The sequence below is a fragment of the Arsenophonus endosymbiont of Aleurodicus floccissimus genome (genome assembly GCF_900343025.1).
Lineage (GTDB): Bacteria > Pseudomonadota > Gammaproteobacteria > Enterobacterales > Enterobacteriaceae > Arsenophonus.
The window spans coordinates 729,446-749,346 of sequence record NZ_OUND01000001.1 but is presented as its reverse complement, the minus strand read 5'-3'; the positions used below and the strand labels follow the sequence as shown (position 1 = coordinate 749,346).

General features: G+C 37.4%; 17 protein-coding genes and 8 pseudogenes. 13 read left to right on the top strand and 12 right to left on the bottom strand.

Features of this window, described 5'->3' with window-relative positions; genetic code table 11:
- Positions 1-283 precede the first annotated feature (283 nt).
- The 6 genes and pseudogenes from fbaB to ARADI_RS20635 all read right to left on the bottom strand — a co-directional run.
- Positions 284-1,333 (bottom strand): annotated as a pseudogene (fbaB, locus tag ARADI_RS03925) (class I fructose-bisphosphate aldolase).
- A 452-nt stretch (positions 1,334-1,785) separates the two neighbouring features.
- Positions 1,786-3,168 (bottom strand): prephenate-dependent tRNA uridine(34) hydroxylase TrhP, encoded by a 1,383-nt coding sequence (trhP, locus tag ARADI_RS03920; RefSeq protein ID WP_119711182.1) that lies wholly within the window; start codon positions 3,166-3,168, stop codon positions 1,786-1,788.
- Between the two features lie 147 nt (positions 3,169-3,315).
- Positions 3,316-4,599, bottom strand: a pseudogene (locus ARADI_RS19435) (efflux RND transporter permease subunit).
- A 28-nt stretch (positions 4,600-4,627) separates the two neighbouring features.
- Positions 4,628-5,645: pseudogene (locus tag ARADI_RS19430) on the bottom strand (efflux RND transporter permease subunit).
- Entirely contained in the window at positions 5,627-6,139 is a 513-nt protein-coding gene (locus ARADI_RS19425) for an efflux RND transporter permease subunit (protein ID WP_255420601.1), read from the bottom strand. The pseudogene ARADI_RS19430 and the gene ARADI_RS19425 overlap by 19 nt, the downstream one beginning before the upstream one ends.
- Positions 6,139-7,204 (bottom strand): annotated as a pseudogene (locus ARADI_RS20635) (MdtA/MuxA family multidrug efflux RND transporter periplasmic adaptor subunit); the annotation flags it as partial. The gene ARADI_RS19425 and the pseudogene ARADI_RS20635, both read right to left, overlap by 1 nt.
- A 784-nt stretch (positions 7,205-7,988) precedes the next feature.
- Here ARADI_RS20635 and ARADI_RS20630 point away from each other — a divergent pair.
- The 13 genes and pseudogenes from ARADI_RS20630 to ARADI_RS03850 form a co-directional block, all read left to right on the top strand.
- A pseudogene (locus tag ARADI_RS20630) lies at positions 7,989-8,042 on the top strand (hypothetical protein); the annotation flags it as partial.
- On the top strand, positions 8,028-8,240 hold the full coding sequence (locus ARADI_RS03895; protein ID WP_119711181.1) for a pentapeptide repeat-containing protein: 213 nt from the start codon (positions 8,028-8,030) through the stop codon (positions 8,238-8,240). The pseudogene ARADI_RS20630 and the gene ARADI_RS03895, both read left to right, overlap by 15 nt.
- Before the next feature lie 4 nt (positions 8,241-8,244).
- Entirely contained in the window at positions 8,245-8,631 is a 387-nt protein-coding gene (locus ARADI_RS03890; RefSeq protein ID WP_119711180.1) for a hypothetical protein, read from the top strand.
- A complete protein-coding gene (locus ARADI_RS22100) occupies positions 8,619-8,723 on the top strand; it encodes a hypothetical protein (RefSeq protein WP_500782102.1) in 105 nt (34 codons plus the stop codon). The genes ARADI_RS03890 and ARADI_RS22100 overlap by 13 nt, the downstream gene beginning before the upstream one ends.
- 189 nt (positions 8,724-8,912) lie before the next feature.
- Positions 8,913-9,662: pseudogene (locus tag ARADI_RS03885) on the top strand (hypothetical protein).
- A gap of 260 nt (positions 9,663-9,922) precedes the next feature.
- On the top strand, positions 9,923-10,480 hold the full coding sequence (locus tag ARADI_RS03875) for a pentapeptide repeat-containing protein (protein ID WP_119711177.1): 558 nt from the start codon (positions 9,923-9,925) through the stop codon (positions 10,478-10,480).
- Positions 10,481-10,495: 15 nt separating this feature from the next.
- Positions 10,496-10,588 carry a pentapeptide repeat-containing protein gene (locus ARADI_RS20625; protein ID WP_369406928.1) on the top strand — a complete coding sequence of 31 codons (93 nt, stop codon included), beginning with the start codon at positions 10,496-10,498 and terminating at the stop codon, positions 10,586-10,588.
- 39 nt (positions 10,589-10,627) lie between these two features.
- A pseudogene (locus ARADI_RS20620) lies at positions 10,628-10,681 on the top strand (pentapeptide repeat-containing protein); the annotation flags it as partial.
- A 70-nt stretch (positions 10,682-10,751) separates the two neighbouring features.
- Positions 10,752-11,105, top strand: coding sequence for a hypothetical protein (locus ARADI_RS03865; protein ID WP_182853062.1), 354 nt, complete (start codon positions 10,752-10,754; stop codon positions 11,103-11,105).
- The gene (locus tag ARADI_RS03860; protein ID WP_119711175.1) at positions 11,086-11,472 is read left to right on the top strand and encodes a hypothetical protein; all 387 of its coding nucleotides are present in this window, start codon (positions 11,086-11,088) and stop codon (positions 11,470-11,472) included. The genes ARADI_RS03865 and ARADI_RS03860 overlap by 20 nt, the downstream gene beginning before the upstream one ends.
- A complete protein-coding gene (locus ARADI_RS17210) occupies positions 11,473-11,631 on the top strand; it encodes a hypothetical protein (RefSeq protein ID WP_238149099.1) in 159 nt (52 codons plus the stop codon).
- 18 nt (positions 11,632-11,649) lie between these two features.
- Positions 11,650-11,868 (top strand): hypothetical protein, encoded by a 219-nt coding sequence (locus ARADI_RS20615; RefSeq protein WP_119711174.1) that lies wholly within the window; start codon positions 11,650-11,652, stop codon positions 11,866-11,868.
- Positions 11,869-11,945: 77 nt separating this feature from the next.
- Positions 11,946-12,086: a hypothetical protein gene (locus tag ARADI_RS03850; protein ID WP_182853061.1), complete on the top strand. Its 141-nt coding sequence runs from the start codon at positions 11,946-11,948 to the stop codon at positions 12,084-12,086.
- A 137-nt stretch (positions 12,087-12,223) separates the two neighbouring features.
- Here ARADI_RS03850 and ARADI_RS21545 read toward each other — a convergent pair whose 3' ends face one another.
- From ARADI_RS21545 to speG, 6 genes and pseudogenes are all read right to left on the bottom strand, one after another.
- Positions 12,224-12,739: an MFS transporter gene (locus ARADI_RS21545; RefSeq protein WP_238149098.1), complete on the bottom strand. Its 516-nt coding sequence runs from the start codon at positions 12,737-12,739 to the stop codon at positions 12,224-12,226.
- Positions 12,740-12,749: 10 nt separating this feature from the next.
- Positions 12,750-13,151, bottom strand: a complete 402-nt coding sequence (locus ARADI_RS21540) for an MFS transporter (RefSeq protein ID WP_238149097.1) — start codon at positions 13,149-13,151, stop codon at positions 12,750-12,752.
- 826 nt (positions 13,152-13,977) lie between these two features.
- Positions 13,978-15,252 (bottom strand): annotated as a pseudogene (gene mgtE, locus ARADI_RS03840) (magnesium transporter); the annotation flags it as partial.
- Positions 15,253-15,631: 379 nt separating this feature from the next.
- Complete coding sequence (ppx, locus tag ARADI_RS03835; protein WP_119711173.1) at positions 15,632-17,161, bottom strand: exopolyphosphatase; 1,530 nt, start codon at positions 17,159-17,161, stop codon at positions 15,632-15,634.
- Positions 17,162-17,165: 4 nt separating this feature from the next.
- On the bottom strand, positions 17,166-19,235 hold the full coding sequence (ppk1, locus tag ARADI_RS03830) for a polyphosphate kinase 1 (protein WP_119711172.1): 2,070 nt from the start codon (positions 19,233-19,235) through the stop codon (positions 17,166-17,168).
- Positions 19,236-19,292: 57 nt separating this feature from the next.
- Entirely contained in the window at positions 19,293-19,877 is a 585-nt protein-coding gene (speG, locus tag ARADI_RS03825) for a spermidine N1-acetyltransferase (protein WP_119711171.1), read from the bottom strand.
- Positions 19,878-19,901 lie beyond the last annotated feature (24 nt).

Sequence of the window (19,901 nt, the reverse complement as noted above, 5' to 3'; positions counted from 1 at the left end):
AGCAATATCCTTTTGAAATTAATTCTATTTCACCTAAACCACATTTAGTTAAAAAATTGGTAAAAGTATCAAAACTATATGGATATTTTAATATTATTGTTATTAATTTTATAATGATCTACTCTATTTAGCTTTTTTTGTTGTATATCGATATTAACTGATAGCGATAATTTCAATATATAGTATAGATGATTTTATATTATTTAATAAGATAAAAATAGATGTTTATCACCGTCAACGTTATATTATTAATTACGTTATTATATTTTGGTGAGCAATAAAATTAAGCAATGGTTATTTTTTTATTTAAATAAACATTTTGTACGGCATTAATAAGAGCTATACCTTCTTTCATCGATTTTTAAAACGCTTTTCTACCGAGAATTAATCCCATACCCCCAGCACGTTTATTGATCACCGCGGTACGAACTGACTCTTTTAAGTCATTTGAACCAGCAGCACCGCCTGAATTAATTAATCCAGCACGACCCATATAGCAATTTGCTAATTGATATCTAACTAAATCAATCGGATGATCGGTTGTTAAATGGCTATATACCCGCTCATCGGTATAGCCAAAACCAATAGCCTTGTAGCCACCATTATTTTCAGCCATTTTTTGTTTAATAATGTCAGCACCAATCGTTGCCGCCAAATGGTTTGCTTGGCCAGTAAGATCGGCACTAGTATGATAATCAGTTTTTCCTTTCTGAAAAGCTGAATTGCGTAAATATGCCCATAGTACTATCACCATACCCAGTTCGTGGGCACGTTCAAAGGCAGCGGCAATTTCTTCAATCTGACGTCGGGACTCCAATGAACCATAATAAATGGTAGCTCCAACTGCTACCGCTCCCATTTCAAAAGCTTGCTCAACACTGGCATAAAGCGTTTGATCATATTGAGTTGGATAGCTAAGTGTTTCATTGTGATTCAGCTTTACTAAAAAGGGTATTTTGTGTGCATAACGACGTGAAACTGCGGCTAAAACGCCGTAGCTGGAGGCGACACAGTTACAGCCGGCTTCAATAGCCAGTTCGACAATATTTTTAAGATCGAAATAAAGTGGATGAGCCGCGAATGAGGCGGCAGCCGAATGTTCTACACCTTGATCTACTGGAAGAATGGAAAGGTAGCCACTACCTGCGAGTCTGCCGTGATCAAATAGGGTTTGCATCGAGCGTAAAACTGGATTTAGACAGTTATTATCTATCATAACACGATCAATAAAATCGGTGCCGGGTAGGTATAATTTTTCTTGGGCGATGGCTTGGTAGCGATGCTGTAATAAATTGTCAGCTTTTGTGTCTAGCAATGTCTCGATATCGGTCATAATTTACTCCCGTTTATTGACTTTGTGATCGATTGTTATCCATTATAGTGTGCAAAACAAGCTCGATTGCTTTAGTTAAGTGAGGTGGATCGCTTCAGTTTAATGTTAGTTTTAGCGTTGCTTATTAAAATGATGGGTACTATTTTATTAACTATTTATTGTTATTTATTAACAATAGTTGCTGAGCAGAAGAGTGAAATTTTATCCGCCAAAAAAAGAAAAAGCTAGCTCAAGGGAGATTGAGTTAGCAAAGAAGGTGGTTTCTAGTCTTATAATTTTTAATTCTACATTTTTCACTGGCTATCTTATGATAATGAATATTATATTGCTGTGATCTAATACATAAAAATGGAATTTTTCCTTAAATTAAGTATTGTTATTTATCCCTACTTAAGGTTACTAAAATTGCTCATAACTAAAGCAAACATATTACTGTTTATTTAGTTTTGAACTTACTTTATCGTTTGAATCTGTTGTTTGTTATGAGGGTTTCTGGTCGTTATGCCAGCCAAATTGCGAATTAATAGCGCAAACTGCAGATCAACATCCTCAGGGATCGGGAGATAAACTTTATAGCCATTACCTGGTGCAACTTGAATAGGTAGTTTTTTTTTATCAAATAAGTCAGTTAAGGTAAATTGAATATTACCTGCTGGTGTCATTAACTCTAAGTTATTACCCAGACTGAATTTATTTTTCACGTCCACTTCTGCCAGCCCATTTTTGCGTTGGCCGGTGAATTCACCAACAAATTGTTGGCTATCCGAAACAGAATAACCGTATTCATAGGTTTGGTACGTATCATGGTTATGTCGACGTAAAAAACCTTCGGTATAACCACGGTGAGCTAAGCCTTCTAATCCGGTTAACAATGAGGGATCGAAAGGTTTACCGGCAACGGCATCGTCAATCGCCCGACGATAAACCTGAGCAGTTCGAGCACAATAGTAGAAGGATTTGGTGCGACCTTCAATTTTTAAAGAATGAACGCCAATTTGAGTTAAGCGTTCAACATGTTCGATTGCACGTAGATCTTTCGAATTCATAATATAGGTGCCATGCTCATCTTCAAAAGCAGTCATATATTCACCAAGACGTTTGCTTTCTTCAATTAAAAAAACTTTGTCGGTAGGCTGTCCACTACCTAATGTCGGCTGAATATTTTTTATTTTAATCGGTTGATGATGATGAACAATATTACCGATTGCATCTTCTTTTCCTTCTTGTACTTTATATTCCCAACGGCAAGCGTTGGTACAGGTGCCTTGATTGGGATCGCGTTTATTAATATAACCAGATAGTAAGCAACGACCAGAATAGGCCATACAAAGTGCACCATGAACAAAAATTTCTAATTCAATATCAGATACCTGTTGACGAATTTCGGCAATTTCTTCAATAGAGAGCTCACGAGACAAAATAATTCGGCTTAATCCCATTTGTTGCCAAAATTTTACTGTAGCCCAGTTAACAGCGTTTGCCTGGACAGAAAGATGGATCTCCATTGCTGGAAATATTTCTCTCACTAGCATAATTAGGCCAGGATCGGACATAATTAAGGCATCTGGTTGCATTTCGATGACCGGAGTAAGATCACGAATAAAGGTTTTTAATTTAGCATTATGTGGTGCAATATTAACCACTACATAGAAATGTTTTCCCATTTCATGTGCTTCTTTAATGCCTTTAGCTAAATTTTCATGATTGAATTCGTTGTTACGAACACGTAGGCTGTAGCGCGGTTGTCCTGCATAAACAGCGTCCGCTCCATAGGCAAAAGCATAACGCATGTTCTTCAGGGAACCTGCGGGAGAAAGTAATTCTGGCGTAAACATATAATTTCTCAATCTGATAACAAGTCAGTACTTATTCTTAATCGGATAAGTTTTAAGTAGCTAATTCTAACGCCTTATGTGATGAAATCCAAATCAACCGGCGAGCGGATTAACAAAATTTAATTAAACTAATTCCCCAACGATAACCTAAACCGTATACTGAATGGATAAATTGCCGCTCTTTATGGTGTTTTTCTTGACGATGCCAATCAGTAATATGATGCCGATGACGCCAATAATATCCAGTTCATAACCGGCGATCATTAAAGCTAATAGCGTGCCAACGCCTACAGTGAGCAGAGTAGAAAGGATGGTAATTGGGTGGATAAAACTTTCATATAAGATACCGAGAACGATATACATGGCAATAATTGCCGCTAAAATCAGCTACAAAGTATTAGCCAGTGCTTTTTCAAAGGCTAATGTTGTTCCTTGAAATTGGGTAATAATGTCATGGGGTAATTCAAGCTGATTTTCTATCTATTTGATTGTATTGACTGCGCCTTCCAACGAGCTACCTTTAGCAACATTGAAGGAAAATGCCGCCGAAGGAAATGGGGCTAAGTGATTAATTGATAAAGGGCCATAACTCTGTTCAACTTTAGCTAATATAGTTAGCGGCACCATAGTGTTTTGGTTGCTTCGTAAACGAATATATTTAGCGCCTCCAGACCAACACCTCCTTCAACGCCATGCTCAGGAATAACTCGGTACTGATTGGCTTGGGTATAAGATTGTCGAGATCATTCGTTGGCCAAACGCATTATATAATGCGTTATCAATGGCCGACATGCTAATACCTAAACGGCTGGCTGTGTCGCGATCAACAGTTACTTTGGCGATTAGACCTTTATCTTGCCAATCACTACTTACGTCAGTAAGTTGCTGATTGGCTTTTAATGCGTTGAGAAGCTTGGGTAGCTAAAATGAGAGTTATTCTATAGAAGTCGCTTGTAAAGTAAATTGATATTGGGTACGGGAAATCTGGCTATTAATAGTCAGATCTTGCATCAGTTGTAAAAATAACTTGATACCTGGAATCTTATTAACTGCTTGTTGTAACAGAGGGATAATAACATCTATCCGCTCATGACGTTGATTTAATGGTTTAAGGGTAATTTGTAATCGCGCATTATTGAGGGCTGAATTGCTGCCATCAACACCGACGAAAGCGATGACATTTTCTACCGCTTGATCGGCTAATATTCGTTCAGCAATTTGTTGCTGTTTTTCTGTGATTGCGGCAAAAGAACTCGATTGTGGAGCTTCGATTACACCTTGCAATAATCAATTGTCTTGTAAGGGAAAAAAACCTTTTGGGATCATAATATAGAGCAATGCTGTTAGTATCAATGTGTTGATGGCGACAGAGAGTACTAGCCATTCATGATTGAGAATGCGTTTAAACCAGACACCATAAATAGCAATCATTTTATCAAAAAACACTTCACAGCCTTTTTCAAAACGATTGTATTTTGGTTTTTGCTTCAGATTTGAGTAAACGGGCACACATCATTGGTGTCAGAGTTAGGGAGACAACAGCAGAAATCAAGATAGCCACGGCTAGCGTAATGGCAAATTCCCGAAATAAGCGGCCCACTATATCACTCATGAAGAACAGTGGAATCAGCACCGCAATTAATGAAAATGTTAATGAAATAATGATAAAACCAATTTCTCCTTCGCCTTTTAGCACTGTTATTAACGGTTTATCCCCTTTTTCCAGATAGCGGGAAATGTTTTCAATCACCACAATCGCATCATCGACGACAAATCCTGTTGCTACTGTTAAAGCAATCAGAGTGAGGTTATTAATTGAAAAATCGCAAAAATACATGACGGCAAAAGTACCTACCAGTGATAAGGGAACAGCGATGCTCGGAATTAAGGTTGCGATACCATTGCGCAAAAACAGATAAATCACCATAACAACTAATGCGATCGCCAGTACTAATTCAAATTGGACATCTTTAACTGAAGCACGAATTGTGGTCGTTCGATCGGTCAGAATATTAACATTGACTGCTTTCGGTAAATTTTTAACTAATTCAGGTAAGATTTTGCTAATATTATCAGTCAGGTTGACGTTGGAGATTAATCACAATTGCCGGTTTTTTACTGGTCCAAGCGCCTAATTGGGTATTTTCCGCTGTTTGTGAAATGGCAGCAATATCACCTAGCCGAATTATGCCACCTTGCTTATAAGCAATAATTAGTGAGCGATAATCTGCCAATGATTTCATTTGATCATTAGCCGAAAGCGTAATTGCTCGAGCAGATCCATCAAGGCTGCCTTTAGCTGAATTGACATTGGCATTATTAATAGCTAACCGAATAGTTTCATTATCCAGTTGCGAAGAGGCGACGGCTTGTGGATTTAGTTTAATACGAACTGCCGGACGTTGCCCGCCGGCCAGGGTGACTAAGCCTACGCCATTAACCTGAGAAATTCTTTTCGCTACCCGTGTTTCAACCATATCTTGAATTCAGTGATTGGCAGGGCATTGGTGGTCACGGCTAGAGTTAGAATGGTCGGATCAGCTGGATTGACTTTATTATAAATGGGCGGATAGGGTAGATCTTTCGGTAATAGATTACTGGCCGCATTAATGGCTGCTTGCACTTCTTGTTCAGCGATATCCAGTGCTAGCGATAATCGAAAAGTTAGCGTAATTACTGAAGAGCCGCTAGCGCTTTGGGAAAACATCTGCTTTAAACCAGACATTTGACCTAGTTGGCGTTCTAATGGTGCGGTAATAGCTGATATCATCACATCAGGGTTGGCACCAGGGTAAAGGGTAACGACTTGAATAGTCGGATAATCAACTTGTGGTAAGGCAGAGACTGGTAAAAAACGGTAACCGATAATACCAGCTAATAAAATGGCAATAATAAATAGCTTAGTTGCAACCGGGCGTAGAATAAATAACCGTGATGGGCCACCACTTTTTAACGGAGTCTCAAACTGCATTAAGATTTCTCTGTCGTATTAGCATAAGATATTAATTGATCTTTTGGGGTAACCAACAGAACTTTTACCCCATCAACTAGCCGGTCAACACCATCGGTAATAACCAAAACACCAGCATCTAACCCAGCGCTAATAATGATTTTTTAACCATCCTGCAAACCCACCGTGACTTTATATTTTTTGACTAAATTATTTTTATCTAATGTCCAGACAAAGTAACCAATACTACCCATTTGTAAGGCAGCGGTTGGGATCACTACGACATTTTTTAGCGTATTAACTTGAATTTGGATATTGATAAATTGGTTAGGAAAAAGCCTATTATCCTGATTAGCGAAACGTGCTTTCATTTTTAATGTGCCAGTTGTACTATCTATCTGATTATCTGTACTTAATAGGTAACCGGCGGCAATTTTGGCGCTATTATTACGATCTCAGGCGATCACTGGAATTTTGTTTTTTTGCTGTTGAGCAATTTTGATCAACGGAATATCTACCTCAGGCAGGGCCAATACGGCGTCAATAGGGGTTGTTTGGGTGATGATAACGATAGGTGAAGTTGAACCGCTGGTATATAATTACCAATATCAATCTGTTTTAGACCAACCCGACCGGTAATAGGAGCTGTGATCCTACTATAGGTTAGTTGCAGTTTAGCGTTACTAATTGCAGCCTGATCGATTTTAACACTGCCTTCTGTTTGCTAAACTAAGGTTCGCTGCTTATCTAACTCTTGTTGAGAAATGACCTTACTGGTAGCTAATTTTTGATAACGGTCTAAATTTTGTCGGGCATTATGCAATTGCGCCTGATCTCTGAGCAATTGTCCTTCCGTCTGCGCCAGCGAGATCTGAAATGGCCGTGGATCGATTTCGGCTAATAAATCGTCTGCTTTAACTGCTTGTCCTTCAGTAAAATGTAGCGCCATTAATTGCCCCAGCACACCCGACTGGTTACCATTACGGTATTGGTGGCTTGCACACTGTACCTAAGGCAGTCAGAATGTGGGGAATAACTTTGTCGCACGGATAATGCTGCTTGCACCGGCGGTAGGGGCATTTTACGCGATTTTGTTGAGCTTTACTTTGATACTTGCTGGCCTGATAAGGCAGCTGCCGTGGAGGTTTGCGAATGAAAATAACGCTAGGCAAACATCCCGCTAAGGGATAAAAAATAATGGTAATAGCAGATATAACAATTTTTCGGTGGTGATTATTATTGTTCATCATGTCCTTAGCATTTTTTTGTACAGGTATCAGCAGATATTTTTAATTTCATAAATAAATTATTTATACACTATAGTTTAGCGACTATTTAATATAAAAAAACGGAGGAAATGTGGAAATTGTAATAATCAGTGTGAGATAAGCATAAATCAACTAAATGTTATATATATTTAAGATAGTTATCATTAGTAAACCTGCATATTAACGTTGCTTTAACAAATGTTTAATAACCTAAAAGAATCGTTAATCGCAATTAAATAGCGGTTTTTTGCAATAACTTTTTTCAATCACTTATATATTACTTCTTTTTAATTATAAATTAATCAAGGAATAATGATGACAGTGCTTTCTATCAACACTACCAATTCCGTTTTTCGCTCAATTGGTGCGCCATCAGAGCCTCTTTCTGACTTAGATATTTTAAGGTAAGCTATTCCGGATAATTGTAGCCTTGATGACAAAAAGGATTTACAGCAGCAGAAACGTGAAATTTCAGATAAATTAATTAGCGAGCGTTATGTTGATGCTTCCTTAGATTTAATTAAAGTTAGCCTGAGTGGGATTGATATGACGGTCGTTGCTCTAGATAAAGAAAACCTGAAGTATGCTAATTAAGAGGATGCAATTTAACCGCTGCCAAGCTGGATAAAACTAAATTAAATATGGCGACTTTAAGCCAGGCTAAATTACCGCTAGCTTCCTTAATTGATGCTGATTTAAGTCATGCCAATTTGGCTGAGGCCTGTTTGAGTAATGCTTATTTTTTCAATGCTAAGTTAAGTAATGCTAATTTGGAGAAGGCTAATTTATGTGCTGCTAACTTAATGTTTGCCAATTTAGGGGGTGCTAAATTGAATGGCGCTGATTTAAAGTGAGGCTGTGTTAGTTGGTGCTAATATAAGGGCTGCTGATTTAAGTGGCGCTGTACTGGATAGGACAAATTTGAGTGGTATCTATTTACCGATTTGGGATGATAATAACCTAGATTATTATCTCAATCATATCAACAATAATAATAGTTTGCTTAAAACTATCGATAGTATTGAGCCTATCTATAATAATATTAAAATAGCATTAGTTCATCAGCTGATTGATTCATTAGACAAACGTCCTACAAACGTTTCACTATCATCGGTAGTAAACCCCTTATTAGAGACTTTCGCTAAAGCGCCCTATAGTCAGGATCAGAAAATTATTAACTGGCTAATAATAACATATTGCCGTCTTATCTGGCGAAATATGCTGTCAGTACGATGCCAGTACTAACTACAGATATTTTAACAACCTTGCTAAACTGTTTTACTCACCAACCGCAAATGATGTTTAGTTATAATGGTGTCTTTATTCAGTTGATTTAACAAGCGATAGCGGGTGAAAGTAACTATAAAGAACAGGCTGAAATCCTGTATAACAGTTATCTGCAAGATAACCGTGTGGAGTCTTATACTAAAGGTAATTTCGGTGATTATGCAGGCAAACCTGATTGGTCTAATAAAGATGCGGATAATTTTATTCTGCTCTCTGCTCAACATGATAGTCACTATACTATGACGATGTCACAAAACCAGTTACAGCGGATGTTAGGTATTCAGTCAACGCAACCAGAGAATATCAATTGGCATGATTTCTATCTTTATCAAGGACAAAAGAATATTGGCCCGGCAGATTATCAGTTAGATGATCTTTTTGAACATCATTTTAAATTATTTGCGTCTAACTATCTATTTCAACAGCAGCAAGCCAAATTTGGCAAATTATTAGCTACTTTTTTAGCGTTATGTGAATTGCAAACCAACTTTCAAACCGCAACAACGCAAAGCTCATCTGCAATTAAATTGATCGATTTTGACAGTCAAGCTAAATTGGCCGCGATATTTGACAATAAGTTTAAGCAATACATAGAAAATGGCGTAATAGGTTATCGCTTAACTGAACAATATAAGCAGCAATTATTGGCGGCATATCAGCTCACGGCTGCTGACACAAAGACACAAGCTGACACTTTATTAAGTCTAGCCGCCGTTTTTAGCAAATATTCTTTCAGTGCAATATTTGGTACGGAAACTGAGTCACCGAATACATTAAGATATTTTGCTTTTGCGCTAATGGAGCAGGCTCATCAATTATCACCGTAAACCTTCGAAAATGAGACTCAGTATAAAGATTGGATCGATAGATTGCTTGGCCAAAATAATACATTTAGCTGCACGGCGGTGTTATCAACTATCATGGCTGAGCATATAAAAGCCCATTTCCCTGTCATCTTAGCCGGTATTATACCGCCAGCCTGGAGTTAGTTGTACTGATTTTATTGCATTAAATTTTGCATAGGGTGTATCTCTGATTAGTTTATAGTTAGGATGGTTGATTTATTCATTTTCATTATAATCTAGTCTAACAGATGAAGAAAATTAGCTAAAAATAATTTCTGTAGCAGATAAAATAAATAATAAATACTTATAAATTAGTAAGATAATAATTAAATGATTGTTTTGTGCAATTCTATTTAATTGTTAATTGGCATACTTAGTAGATATCGTAGCAACATAATTAAGGAATGATTATACAGGTATCTTCTGCAAATAGTGCTTATGCTGTCTCTGGTTTATCTGTTGCGTCCGAAAAAACACTCTATAATTTAGCTATTTTAAGGCAGGTAATGCCAGATGATTGCAGTGTTGATAATAGAATCGATTTACAACAACAAAAACGTGACATTATAGAAAACTTCATTAAAGAACGTCTTGCTGATGCTGATGCTAAATTGGATTTGAGAGAAACTGAATTAAACGAACTTGATTTAACGGAAGCTAATTTACGCTCCGCTAATTTAGAGCGGGCTAAATTCAAACAAGCTAATTTAGCCAGAGCCTGCTTAAGTTGCGCCAATATACAAATAGCTAACTTGCAAGATGCTACCTTAAAATATGCCAGGCTGGCTAGTGCTAATCTTGATTATGCCAATTTCACCAATGTCAAGTTAAGTATGGCAACATTAAGCTATGCTAAGTTATATAGAACTAAGCTAATTAATGCTGATCTTAGTTATGCTAATTTGAATCAAACCGAGATGTCTAGTGCTGAGTTAAATAACGCTAATTTTGAACCATGCTAAGTTAATGAATGCTAATTGATAGGAGTCAATTTTGTCGGTGCTACAATGCATCAGGCTAATTTATGTGACTCTAATTTGCAATCTAGTATTTTTATCGATCGATACTGATCTGACAGATATTAATTTAACTAAAACTAATTATGTTTTGCTAATTTTACTAACGCTAAGTTGAATGGCGCTAACTTAAGTCAAGCTAGGTAATATCGCTTTACCGTTTTGGGATGAAACTCGATTAGATATTTATCTTAACCATATCAATAATGATTCTAGTTTGCTAACAACCATCGACAGTATTGATAGTAAATATAATAATAAGAAAATAGAGCTAGTACATCAATTAATCGACTCGTTAGATAAACGCTCCTCAAATACTTCACTATCATCAGTGGTAGAGCCTTTGTTAAATACCTTAGCTAAAGCGCCCTATAACCAAGATCAGAAAATTATTCACTGGCTTAGTAATAATATATTGCCGCTCTATTTAGCAGGATATGATGTCGCACCAATGTCTACCCTAGCCGATCACGTGTTGCTAATGTTACTGACTGGCTTTAGCAACAAAACTGAGCTGATGTTTAGTTATAATGGCGCGTTTTCAGTGTATTTTGCAAGCAATAGTCAGTGATAATAGTCATCAACAGCTAGTCAACAATATTTATCATCATTATCTACAAGATAAACGGGTAGTTGCCTATGTTAATGAATTTTTTGGCGATGGAGCTGCTAATCCTGACTGGTCAGATAAAAATGCTAATAATTTTATTCTTCTTTCAGCGCGACAAGGTAGCCATTGGGCTATGTTGGTTTCGCAAAACCAGTTACAGCAGATGTTAGATATTCGGTTAGCGCAACAAGTGAATATGAACTGGCATGATTTCTATCTTTATCAAGGGCAAGAGAATATTGGTCCGGCAAATTATCATCAGTTAGATGAGCTTTTTCAGCATCATTTTATATTATTTGCCTCCAGCTATCAGTTTTGTCAGCAGTAAATGTGTTTTATTAAATTACTGGATTCTTTAGAATTGGGTGATTTGCGCGCCACTTTTGAAACAGCAACCAAGCAATCTTCTTCTGCCTTTAAATTAATCGGTTTTGATAACAACGCTAAACTAAAAACAATATTTGCCAATATATTGAAAAAGATATAACCTATTATCGTTTAACAGATGAATATGCGACACAATTATTGGCTACTTATCAGCTTACGGACGCTACTCTACAAAGACAAACTGAAGTTCTATTATGTTTGGTCAGTTTTGTTTTGTAAGTATTCTTCTAGTGCTTTATTTGGCACTGAATATGATTCACCGCTGCCATTGAGATATTTTGCCATTTGCTTTAATGGAGCAAGCATATCGATTAGCGCCAGTAAAATTGGGTTCTGAAGAACAGTATCAAGATTGGACTAATAGATTATTAGGTTATTGAGAGAGTGTTCACTTGTTCGGCAGTGTTATCAAATATGATGGTTACTTATACATTTTCCAACCATCATTGCCGGTATCATGCCGCCAGCCTGGCGCTGATGGATGTTGGTGAAATTAAGATTTTTTATGGTTGTATTTTTTTATGGTTGTATAAAGTGCATCATTTATTAGACTGATGCACTTTTTTTTTTATTATTATTAAGCCAGAGGTTATTAACTACTTAACGGCGAGTAAAAGCGGATATTACTGCCCGTTAGTTTTATTTTGCCCTTTGATGTTGCCACCCTTGATATGCCAGCGGTAAAAAACCAACTAAGATACTAGCACTGCAACGGCACTGAGATAATAAACTGGCGCCAGATGAGATTGTTGTAGCCAGAAGCCCGTGATGATCGGCGTTAAACCGCCAAAAATCGCATCGGCGATATTGTAGGCAAACGACAGACCAGAAAAACGGAGTGCAGGTGGAAATGCCCGAGTGCCAATAATCGGGGTTAAAACGACGGCGCCGACGAACAATCCCATGATGCCGTAATAACTACTTAATGTTAAAAATGAAATAGCCGGTGATAGTATGGAATAGAAATAGCTAGCGCTGATGATCAGGCCGCTATAGGCTACTAACATGGTGAGACGGGAGCCAATTTTATCGTTTAAGTAACCCCAAAAAATACAGCCAACGATTAACATCAACACTGCAAAGCAATTGGCTTGTAAGGCGTTATTCCGATCGATATGGTAGATGCCACGTAAAATAACGTCAGGCGTCATTAAAATGATCACGATAATTGAGGTCGATAGAGACCAGTTTAATACCGCGGTGATCAAACAAGCCTGCTTATGTGACGTTAAACGGTCTTAACTGGCAACTCATTACATAGTATTCTTTGTGCCGCAATTCTTTGAATATTGGAGTTTCCTGTAAAAAGCGTCGCAAATAGACAGCAATAAAGCCAAATAAACCCCCCATAATAAACGGAATGCGCCAGGCGAAATCGACAATTTGTTGTTCGGTAAAGTAATATTCAATGGTAATGGCAATAATCGAGCCGAGCAAAATACCACCGGTAATGCCTAAAGTCAGCGTTCCAATAGCTAAACCATAACGCTGTTTTGGCGTGTGTTCAGCGATAAATACCCAGGCACCTAACATTTCTCCGCCGATTGCCGCTCCCTGCATAATACGCATCAAAAGTAATGACAGTGGCGCAGCAATACCAATCGTGGCATAAGTGGGCAATGCTCCTATAACTAAAATGGGCAGGGCCCATCATAAAGATACTCAAACTGAATATGCGCTTACGGTCTATTTTATCGCCGTAGTGTGCCATAATCATGCCCCCTAATGGGCGAGCCAGATAGCCGGCAGCAAATAACCCAAAGGTTGCTATCAGAGCGAGAAATAGATTACCAGACGGAAAAAAGTAGCAAGATGGTTTTGGCATAAAAGACAAAAATAACAAAATCATAAAACTCAAGTGTGCCACCTAACGAAGATAGACCCAGCGTTTTATAATCTTGCCGATTTAGTGGCCTGGCAACAGGCTAACTTTACGTATTGGTTAGCGATGACATGTTTTTTAAATCCTTTTTATTAATAGGCAAAATAGTGTATTAATTCGCTGAATAAATCATTCAAACAATAGGTGCAATTTGTTAATTGATTTTATTTTTAATAACAAATAATAATGATATTTTGATTTAGAGATAATAATTATCTGTTTATCATCCGGCAGTTATAACCAATCATCTATTTTTTTTTAGTTATTGTCTATATGAACATAAAAAGCGGATATTATTTTATCCTACTCTGGATAACCTTTAAACTGGAGAAATATTGGGTTATTTGTTTTTAATTAAATCAATGGCTAACAAAATCAAGAATGGAATTTAAATAGTAATGCATTCTATTTTAACCGTATAAATATATTAATCTGCTATTTTAAATTGATAGATAGAGAAAAATTTGGCAATTAATTTAAATAGGTTGAGATAACAATGAGGTATAATAAGTTTTGTTTTAAGGCGCTCTTCTAAGGTTGCAGTGATAGATTAGCGCTGGCGATTTAAATTAGAAAAAGAGTGGCTAAACCTAAGAAAATAAAGAAGCCGCCGGTATCAGTAATTGCGGTTATCATCACACTTGAGCCAATGGCCGGATCTCGACCCAATTTTACCATAATTAATGGGATAGTAACGCCCATTAATGCGGCCATCATTAAGTTCAATATCATAGCTAAAGTCATCACTGCACCCATCTCAAGGTTACCATAGAGTAAATAGGTGACAATTCCCATGATCCCGCCCCAAACAATACCATTGATAAGCGCGACGCCTAATTCTCTCAGTAACAGAAATGAGAAATTACCAGTTTGGATCTGATGCAAGGCAATTGCTCTAACAATCATGGTAATAGTTTGGTTGCCTGTATTGCCACCAATGCCGGCGACAATAGGTATTAGTGTTGCCAGTGCGACTAGTTGTGAAATGGTATTTTCGAACACGCCAATCACCCGTGAGGCAATGAAAGCGGTACAGAGGTTAACGGCAAGCCAGGTCCAGCGAGTTTTTATTGCTTGCCCAACGGGGGCAAAAATATCTTCTTCAGTGCTTAATCCTCCCATGCGCCGGATGTTGCTATCACTCTCTTCATTAAGATTATCAACTATATCTTCAACGGTTAAGCGTCCCATTAATAAACCATTGTTATCAACCACAGCAGCTGAAATCAAATCGTATCGTTCAAAAGCACTCGCAGCGTCTTCTGTTTTCTCGTCAGGCAAGAAACTCATCGTAGCAGTTTTCATCACATCAGCCACTGTTTTTGTTGGTGATGAGGTTAAAATCGTCGTTAATGGCAATTCCCCTTGCAAGCGATTTTGTATATTGACAATAAAAATTTTATCGGTTGCTTCAGGGATATTACCGCGCTGGCGTAGATAGCGTTGAACAGTTTTCAGGCTAACGTTAGGCCTAACGGTAATAAATTCAAAATCCATCATTTGGCCAACGCTATCTTTAGGATATTGCAGTACTTCACGGATCTGATTACGTAAACTGAGATCAAGGTAAGTTAGTAAACGACACATTGTGTCGCGCGGTAAGTGTTCGGCAATATAGGCTTGTTCATCAACATGTAGATTAGCAACAGCACGTAGCAACTCTCTATCGGACATGTTCTTGAGTAAACTTTCCCAGACCGAGGTCGAGGCTTCGACTAAAACCTGACCGCGTTTATTATTATTAATTAAATACCATAGTGATGAGCGTTCATCATAAGGCAATATTTCTAATAGATCAGCAATATCGGCTGCATGTAAGGCATGTAATAGAGATTTAATTTAGATGATATTTTTATCGTGCTTTACGATCGATAAGGCTTGTTGCTTGTCATGTTGGGTGGCTAATATTTTAATCGTCTCTTCATTTTCCATGAAAAGTATCAAAATATCTTGCCTAAAATTTGTGCCAGCTTTTGTGAATGTGGATTAATAAGTGAGGTAATATTCGATGAAAAGGCTGGTTGAGACATGATTATCCTTAAATACTAATAGTCGTAACCTATTATCAGGTATTATCATTTTTAAGGACTTTCGATTAAATGCACACATTATTTAAATAACTACTATCAGCTGCCGGATAGATAAGTTATTGAATAGAAAACAAGCAATTAAGTTAGATTTATGGTTGCTAGATTTTATTTTTAATCATACCAAAATATCAAGTAGATTCCTCTTTAATTTTTAGTTTCCAGCTAGGAACATCTTGCCAATATTTTTGTTCTTTTTCTAAATCTATCATCATTAACGCATTTTGCTGTAAATAGTGAGGAGGAAAATAGAGTGTCCAATGATTTTGAACGGTTTTTAAACGTAGTGAATTTGGCGTGGTTGTCGATTGACGTTGATTATTAAGCAGTGTAGCTAACCGTAATAGTTGGATCATGGGTAAATATTGTTTTTTCTTAAATAGATTTAACTTAGGAAACTCATCAGCTTTGATACTTTTTTTATGATACTTGACCAATGTTGCCAGTAATAACTGTTGCTCTTGGTTAAATCCTGGCAGATTGGTGTTGTATAAAATATAGGCAGAATGACGATGTAAGCCATTATGATTGATATTTAATCCCACTTCATGCAGCATAGCGGCCCAGATAAGTAGCACTTTCAGTTGAGGGTTAACCAACTTGGGATTTTGTTTTGCCCATTGTTGATAAATGATCTCGATGGTTTTTGATACTCGCTGCGTTTGTTCTCGGTCAATATTATAGTGTTCAGCTAAACTTAATGCGGTGCGTTGGCGAATGTCTTGATGACGAAAACGTCCTTCCATTTCATAAAGAACTCCTTCACGTAAAGCACCGTCAGAGAGCGTTAACTGCTTGATTTGCAAAGAATCAAATATACCACATAAAATGGCTAATCCCGGAACAAAAACGTGAACACGCTCTGCCGATAAGCCGGGTAGATCGAGTGACTTAAAATTTTTATACTTTAGTACTAATTTTTTTAGTTTGACTAAGCGCTCATGGGTGATGATGCCATCTGAATCACCCAACTGGTAAAGTACTTCATGGATTGCTTTTATGGTTCCTGAAGCACCTAAGGTATAGTCCCAACCTTGCATTTGATATTGGCAAGCAAGATTTTCCAGTTTTTGCCGGCTAGCAAAATAGGCGCGTGCAAAATTAGTTTCATTAATTAGATTATTAGCAAAAAATTGGCGAGCATAGCTGATGCAGCCCATTTTACGGCTTTCCATTAATAGAGGCTTAAAATCTTCACCAATAATAAGTTCTGTTGAGCCACCTCCAACATCAATCACCAATTTCCGGCCTTTTTCTGACTGGGTATGTTCAACCCCCATAAAAATCAGTCGCGCCTCTTCCTGGCCTGAAATAATTTCAATTGGGTAGGGTATAATGGCTTTAGCTCGTTGCAGAAACTCTTTGACGTTAACTGCTTCTCGTAAGGTATGAGTCCCAACTATGCAAACATTATCAGCGGTAAATCCTTGTAAACGTTCAGCAAAAAGCGCTAAGCAGGTCAAGGCACGATGAATTGATTTTTCGCTTAATTTGTTATGCTCATCTAGGCCGTCAGCCAGATGAACACGTTTTTTAATGCGGGTTAAAATCTGTAAGGCGCCACTAACAATTCGCGCAACAATCATATGAAAGCTATTAGAGCCAAGATCTATAGCAGCAATTTCCATCGGCCTCGATGCTGAAGGTTTTATTAATGGCATAGTGTTAAGCTCTTGTTTCTGGATGTTCTATTGATTTTAGATAATCGTAGACAGCAAGCTGTGCCTGGATCTTGCGTTTATTACCGCGTGGTACATAACGATTGGTTAACTCTTTATCGATATAACGCGCTTTAACGGTATCATTAAATTGTAATTCAAGAATGTCGAGCACGCGTTGTTTCAATTGTTGATCAACCAATTTAACAGCCACTTCAATACGAAAATCGATATTGCGGGTCATCCAGTCAGCTGATGAGATGAAGACTTCTTCGTTGCCATTATTACTAAATACATAAACTCTATCATGCTCAAGAAAACGGTCGACAATGCTAGTAACTTGAATATTTTCACTAAAATTAGCTTGGCCGGGAACCAGCGAACACATGCCACGGATTAGCAGACGAATTTTTACGCCAGCATTGGAGGCATCATAAAGACGATTAATTAACTCTTTGTCGTCTAAGTTATTAATCTTTAGCAAGATAGCGGCCGCTTTGCACGCTTGAACGTTGCTAATTTCCCGATCGATTAGCTGCGTCAGCCGAGTGCGTGAATTTTGCGGCGAAACCATCAGATTTTCAAAATTGACAGGTCGGTAAGGGTTTTCAATAAAGTTAAATACCCGTCTTACTTCATTGGTAATTTGTTGATTTGCTGTCAATAAGGAATAATCGGTATAAAGGCGAGCGGTTTTTTCGTTAAAATTTCCGGTGCCAATATGAGCATAACGAATAATTTCACCTTGTTCGAGGCGAGAAATAATAAAAAGTTTAGCGTGGATCTTAAGGCCAGGTGCAGAGAAAATGACATGTACACCGGCTTCGGTAAGATGCTTAGCCCAATGAATATTGGCTTCTTCATCAAATCTCGCTTGTAATTCAACCACCACGGTGACTTTTTTACCGTTGTGCGCGGCATGGATCATCGATTCAATAATGCGCGAATCCTTGGCTACACGATAAATATTGATTTTGATTGTCAATACGTTGGGATCAAAAGAGGCTTGGCGTAATAATTCTATCGTATGCTCAAAAGTGTAATAGGGATAATAGAGGAGAACATCTTTTTCTCTGATCGCATCAAAGCCATTACGGAAGTTATCAAAACGACGATGACGTAAACGCGGCATTGGTTTATTCAGTAAATTTTTATTACCTTCATTCGGAAATTTAATGAAATCTTTAAAGTTATGATAACGGCCACCGGCAATGACTGAATCATCACTTGATAGTCCGAGTTTTTTTCTCAGCAGTTCTACCATTTCATCAGGCATATTACGTTGATAAACAAAACGAACCGGTTCGGCATTAAGACGCTGTTTTAAACTGGATGACATCAATTCTAGCATGCTGGATTCCATCTCAGTAGTTAAATCATATTCCGCATCGCGCGTCATTTTCATCGCGTAGGCGTTTAATTGGTCATAGTCAAAAAAGCCTTTAAATATCTCGTCTAGACAATAACGCAAAATATTATCTAGCAGGATCATTGATTTCCTGCGTTTTGGCATTTCAGGCGGTAAATGAACAAATCGAGGTTGTTTGCCCGATGGAATTTCTAGTAAGGCATATTGAATATTTTGTCCCTTGATAATTTCAACGGCTAAATAGGTATAATCATCTTTTAAAAATTCAACTAAATCAGTTTCCGGCGTGATCAGAATAGGCGTAATATGTTGACGAAGTTGTTGGCGAAAAAATTGTCGTAACCAAATTTGTTGATTTGGCGAAATTTGCCGTTCGTTAATTAGGAAAATTTGGTTACGTGCCATTTCAAGTAATAACTCGTTATATAATGAGTCAAATTCTTGATCGAGTTTGGCAACTTTGCTTTCAATTCGCTTTAATAGCTGGCGTGAACTGGACGCGGTTCCTCGTTCTTCATTAATTAATATACGTCGCTTAACATCAGCAAATCTGATTTTATAAAATTCTTCAAGGTTATTGGAATAAATGCCTAAAAATCGCATGCGTTCAATCAGCGGATTACGTTTATCTACTGCTTCTTGCAAAACGCGCTCGTTGAATGATAACCAACTGATCTCTTTTTCAGTATAGAGCCGATCTTGAGACATCTTTACTCCATAACCAATATTGTTATTTAGTAATACAGGATATTGATACTTAACAGCTTATCTGATTACTGATGATTTTTCAGGTGTTTTATTGGCCTCTGGTGGGAATTTTTTTCTCATTTCACTGTATTTATGTTGAAAAATACTCATCCGAATGACGGTACGATATTTACCATTAATAAAAAACTCATCAACCAAATCGCCTTCAATATGAAAGCCTAATTTTTTATAAATATGCAGTGCTTTGGTATTTTCTTTATCCACAATCAAGTAGACTTTATAGAGATTTAACACTGAAAATGCATAATCCATCGCTAGATTGGTGGCTTTGGCGGCATATCCTTTACCTTGAAAGGCCGGATCGATAATAATGCCAATTTCAGCTCGACGATGAATATAATTTATTTCTACTAATTCAATTAATCCAATTTTAGTGCCTTCATTTTCAATAATAAACCGACGCTCTAACTGATCATGAATGTGTTTGTCATACAGATCACTTAATTCAACAAAAGCTTCATAAGGCTCTTCGAACCAATAACGCATAACACTGGCGTTATTATCTAATTGATGGACAAATGGGAGATCTTCACGTTCTAAAGGTCGTAGTGTAATTGACTCGTTTTTTTTGCCAGTAGGCATTGGATACCTCGATTGGGAGTAAAA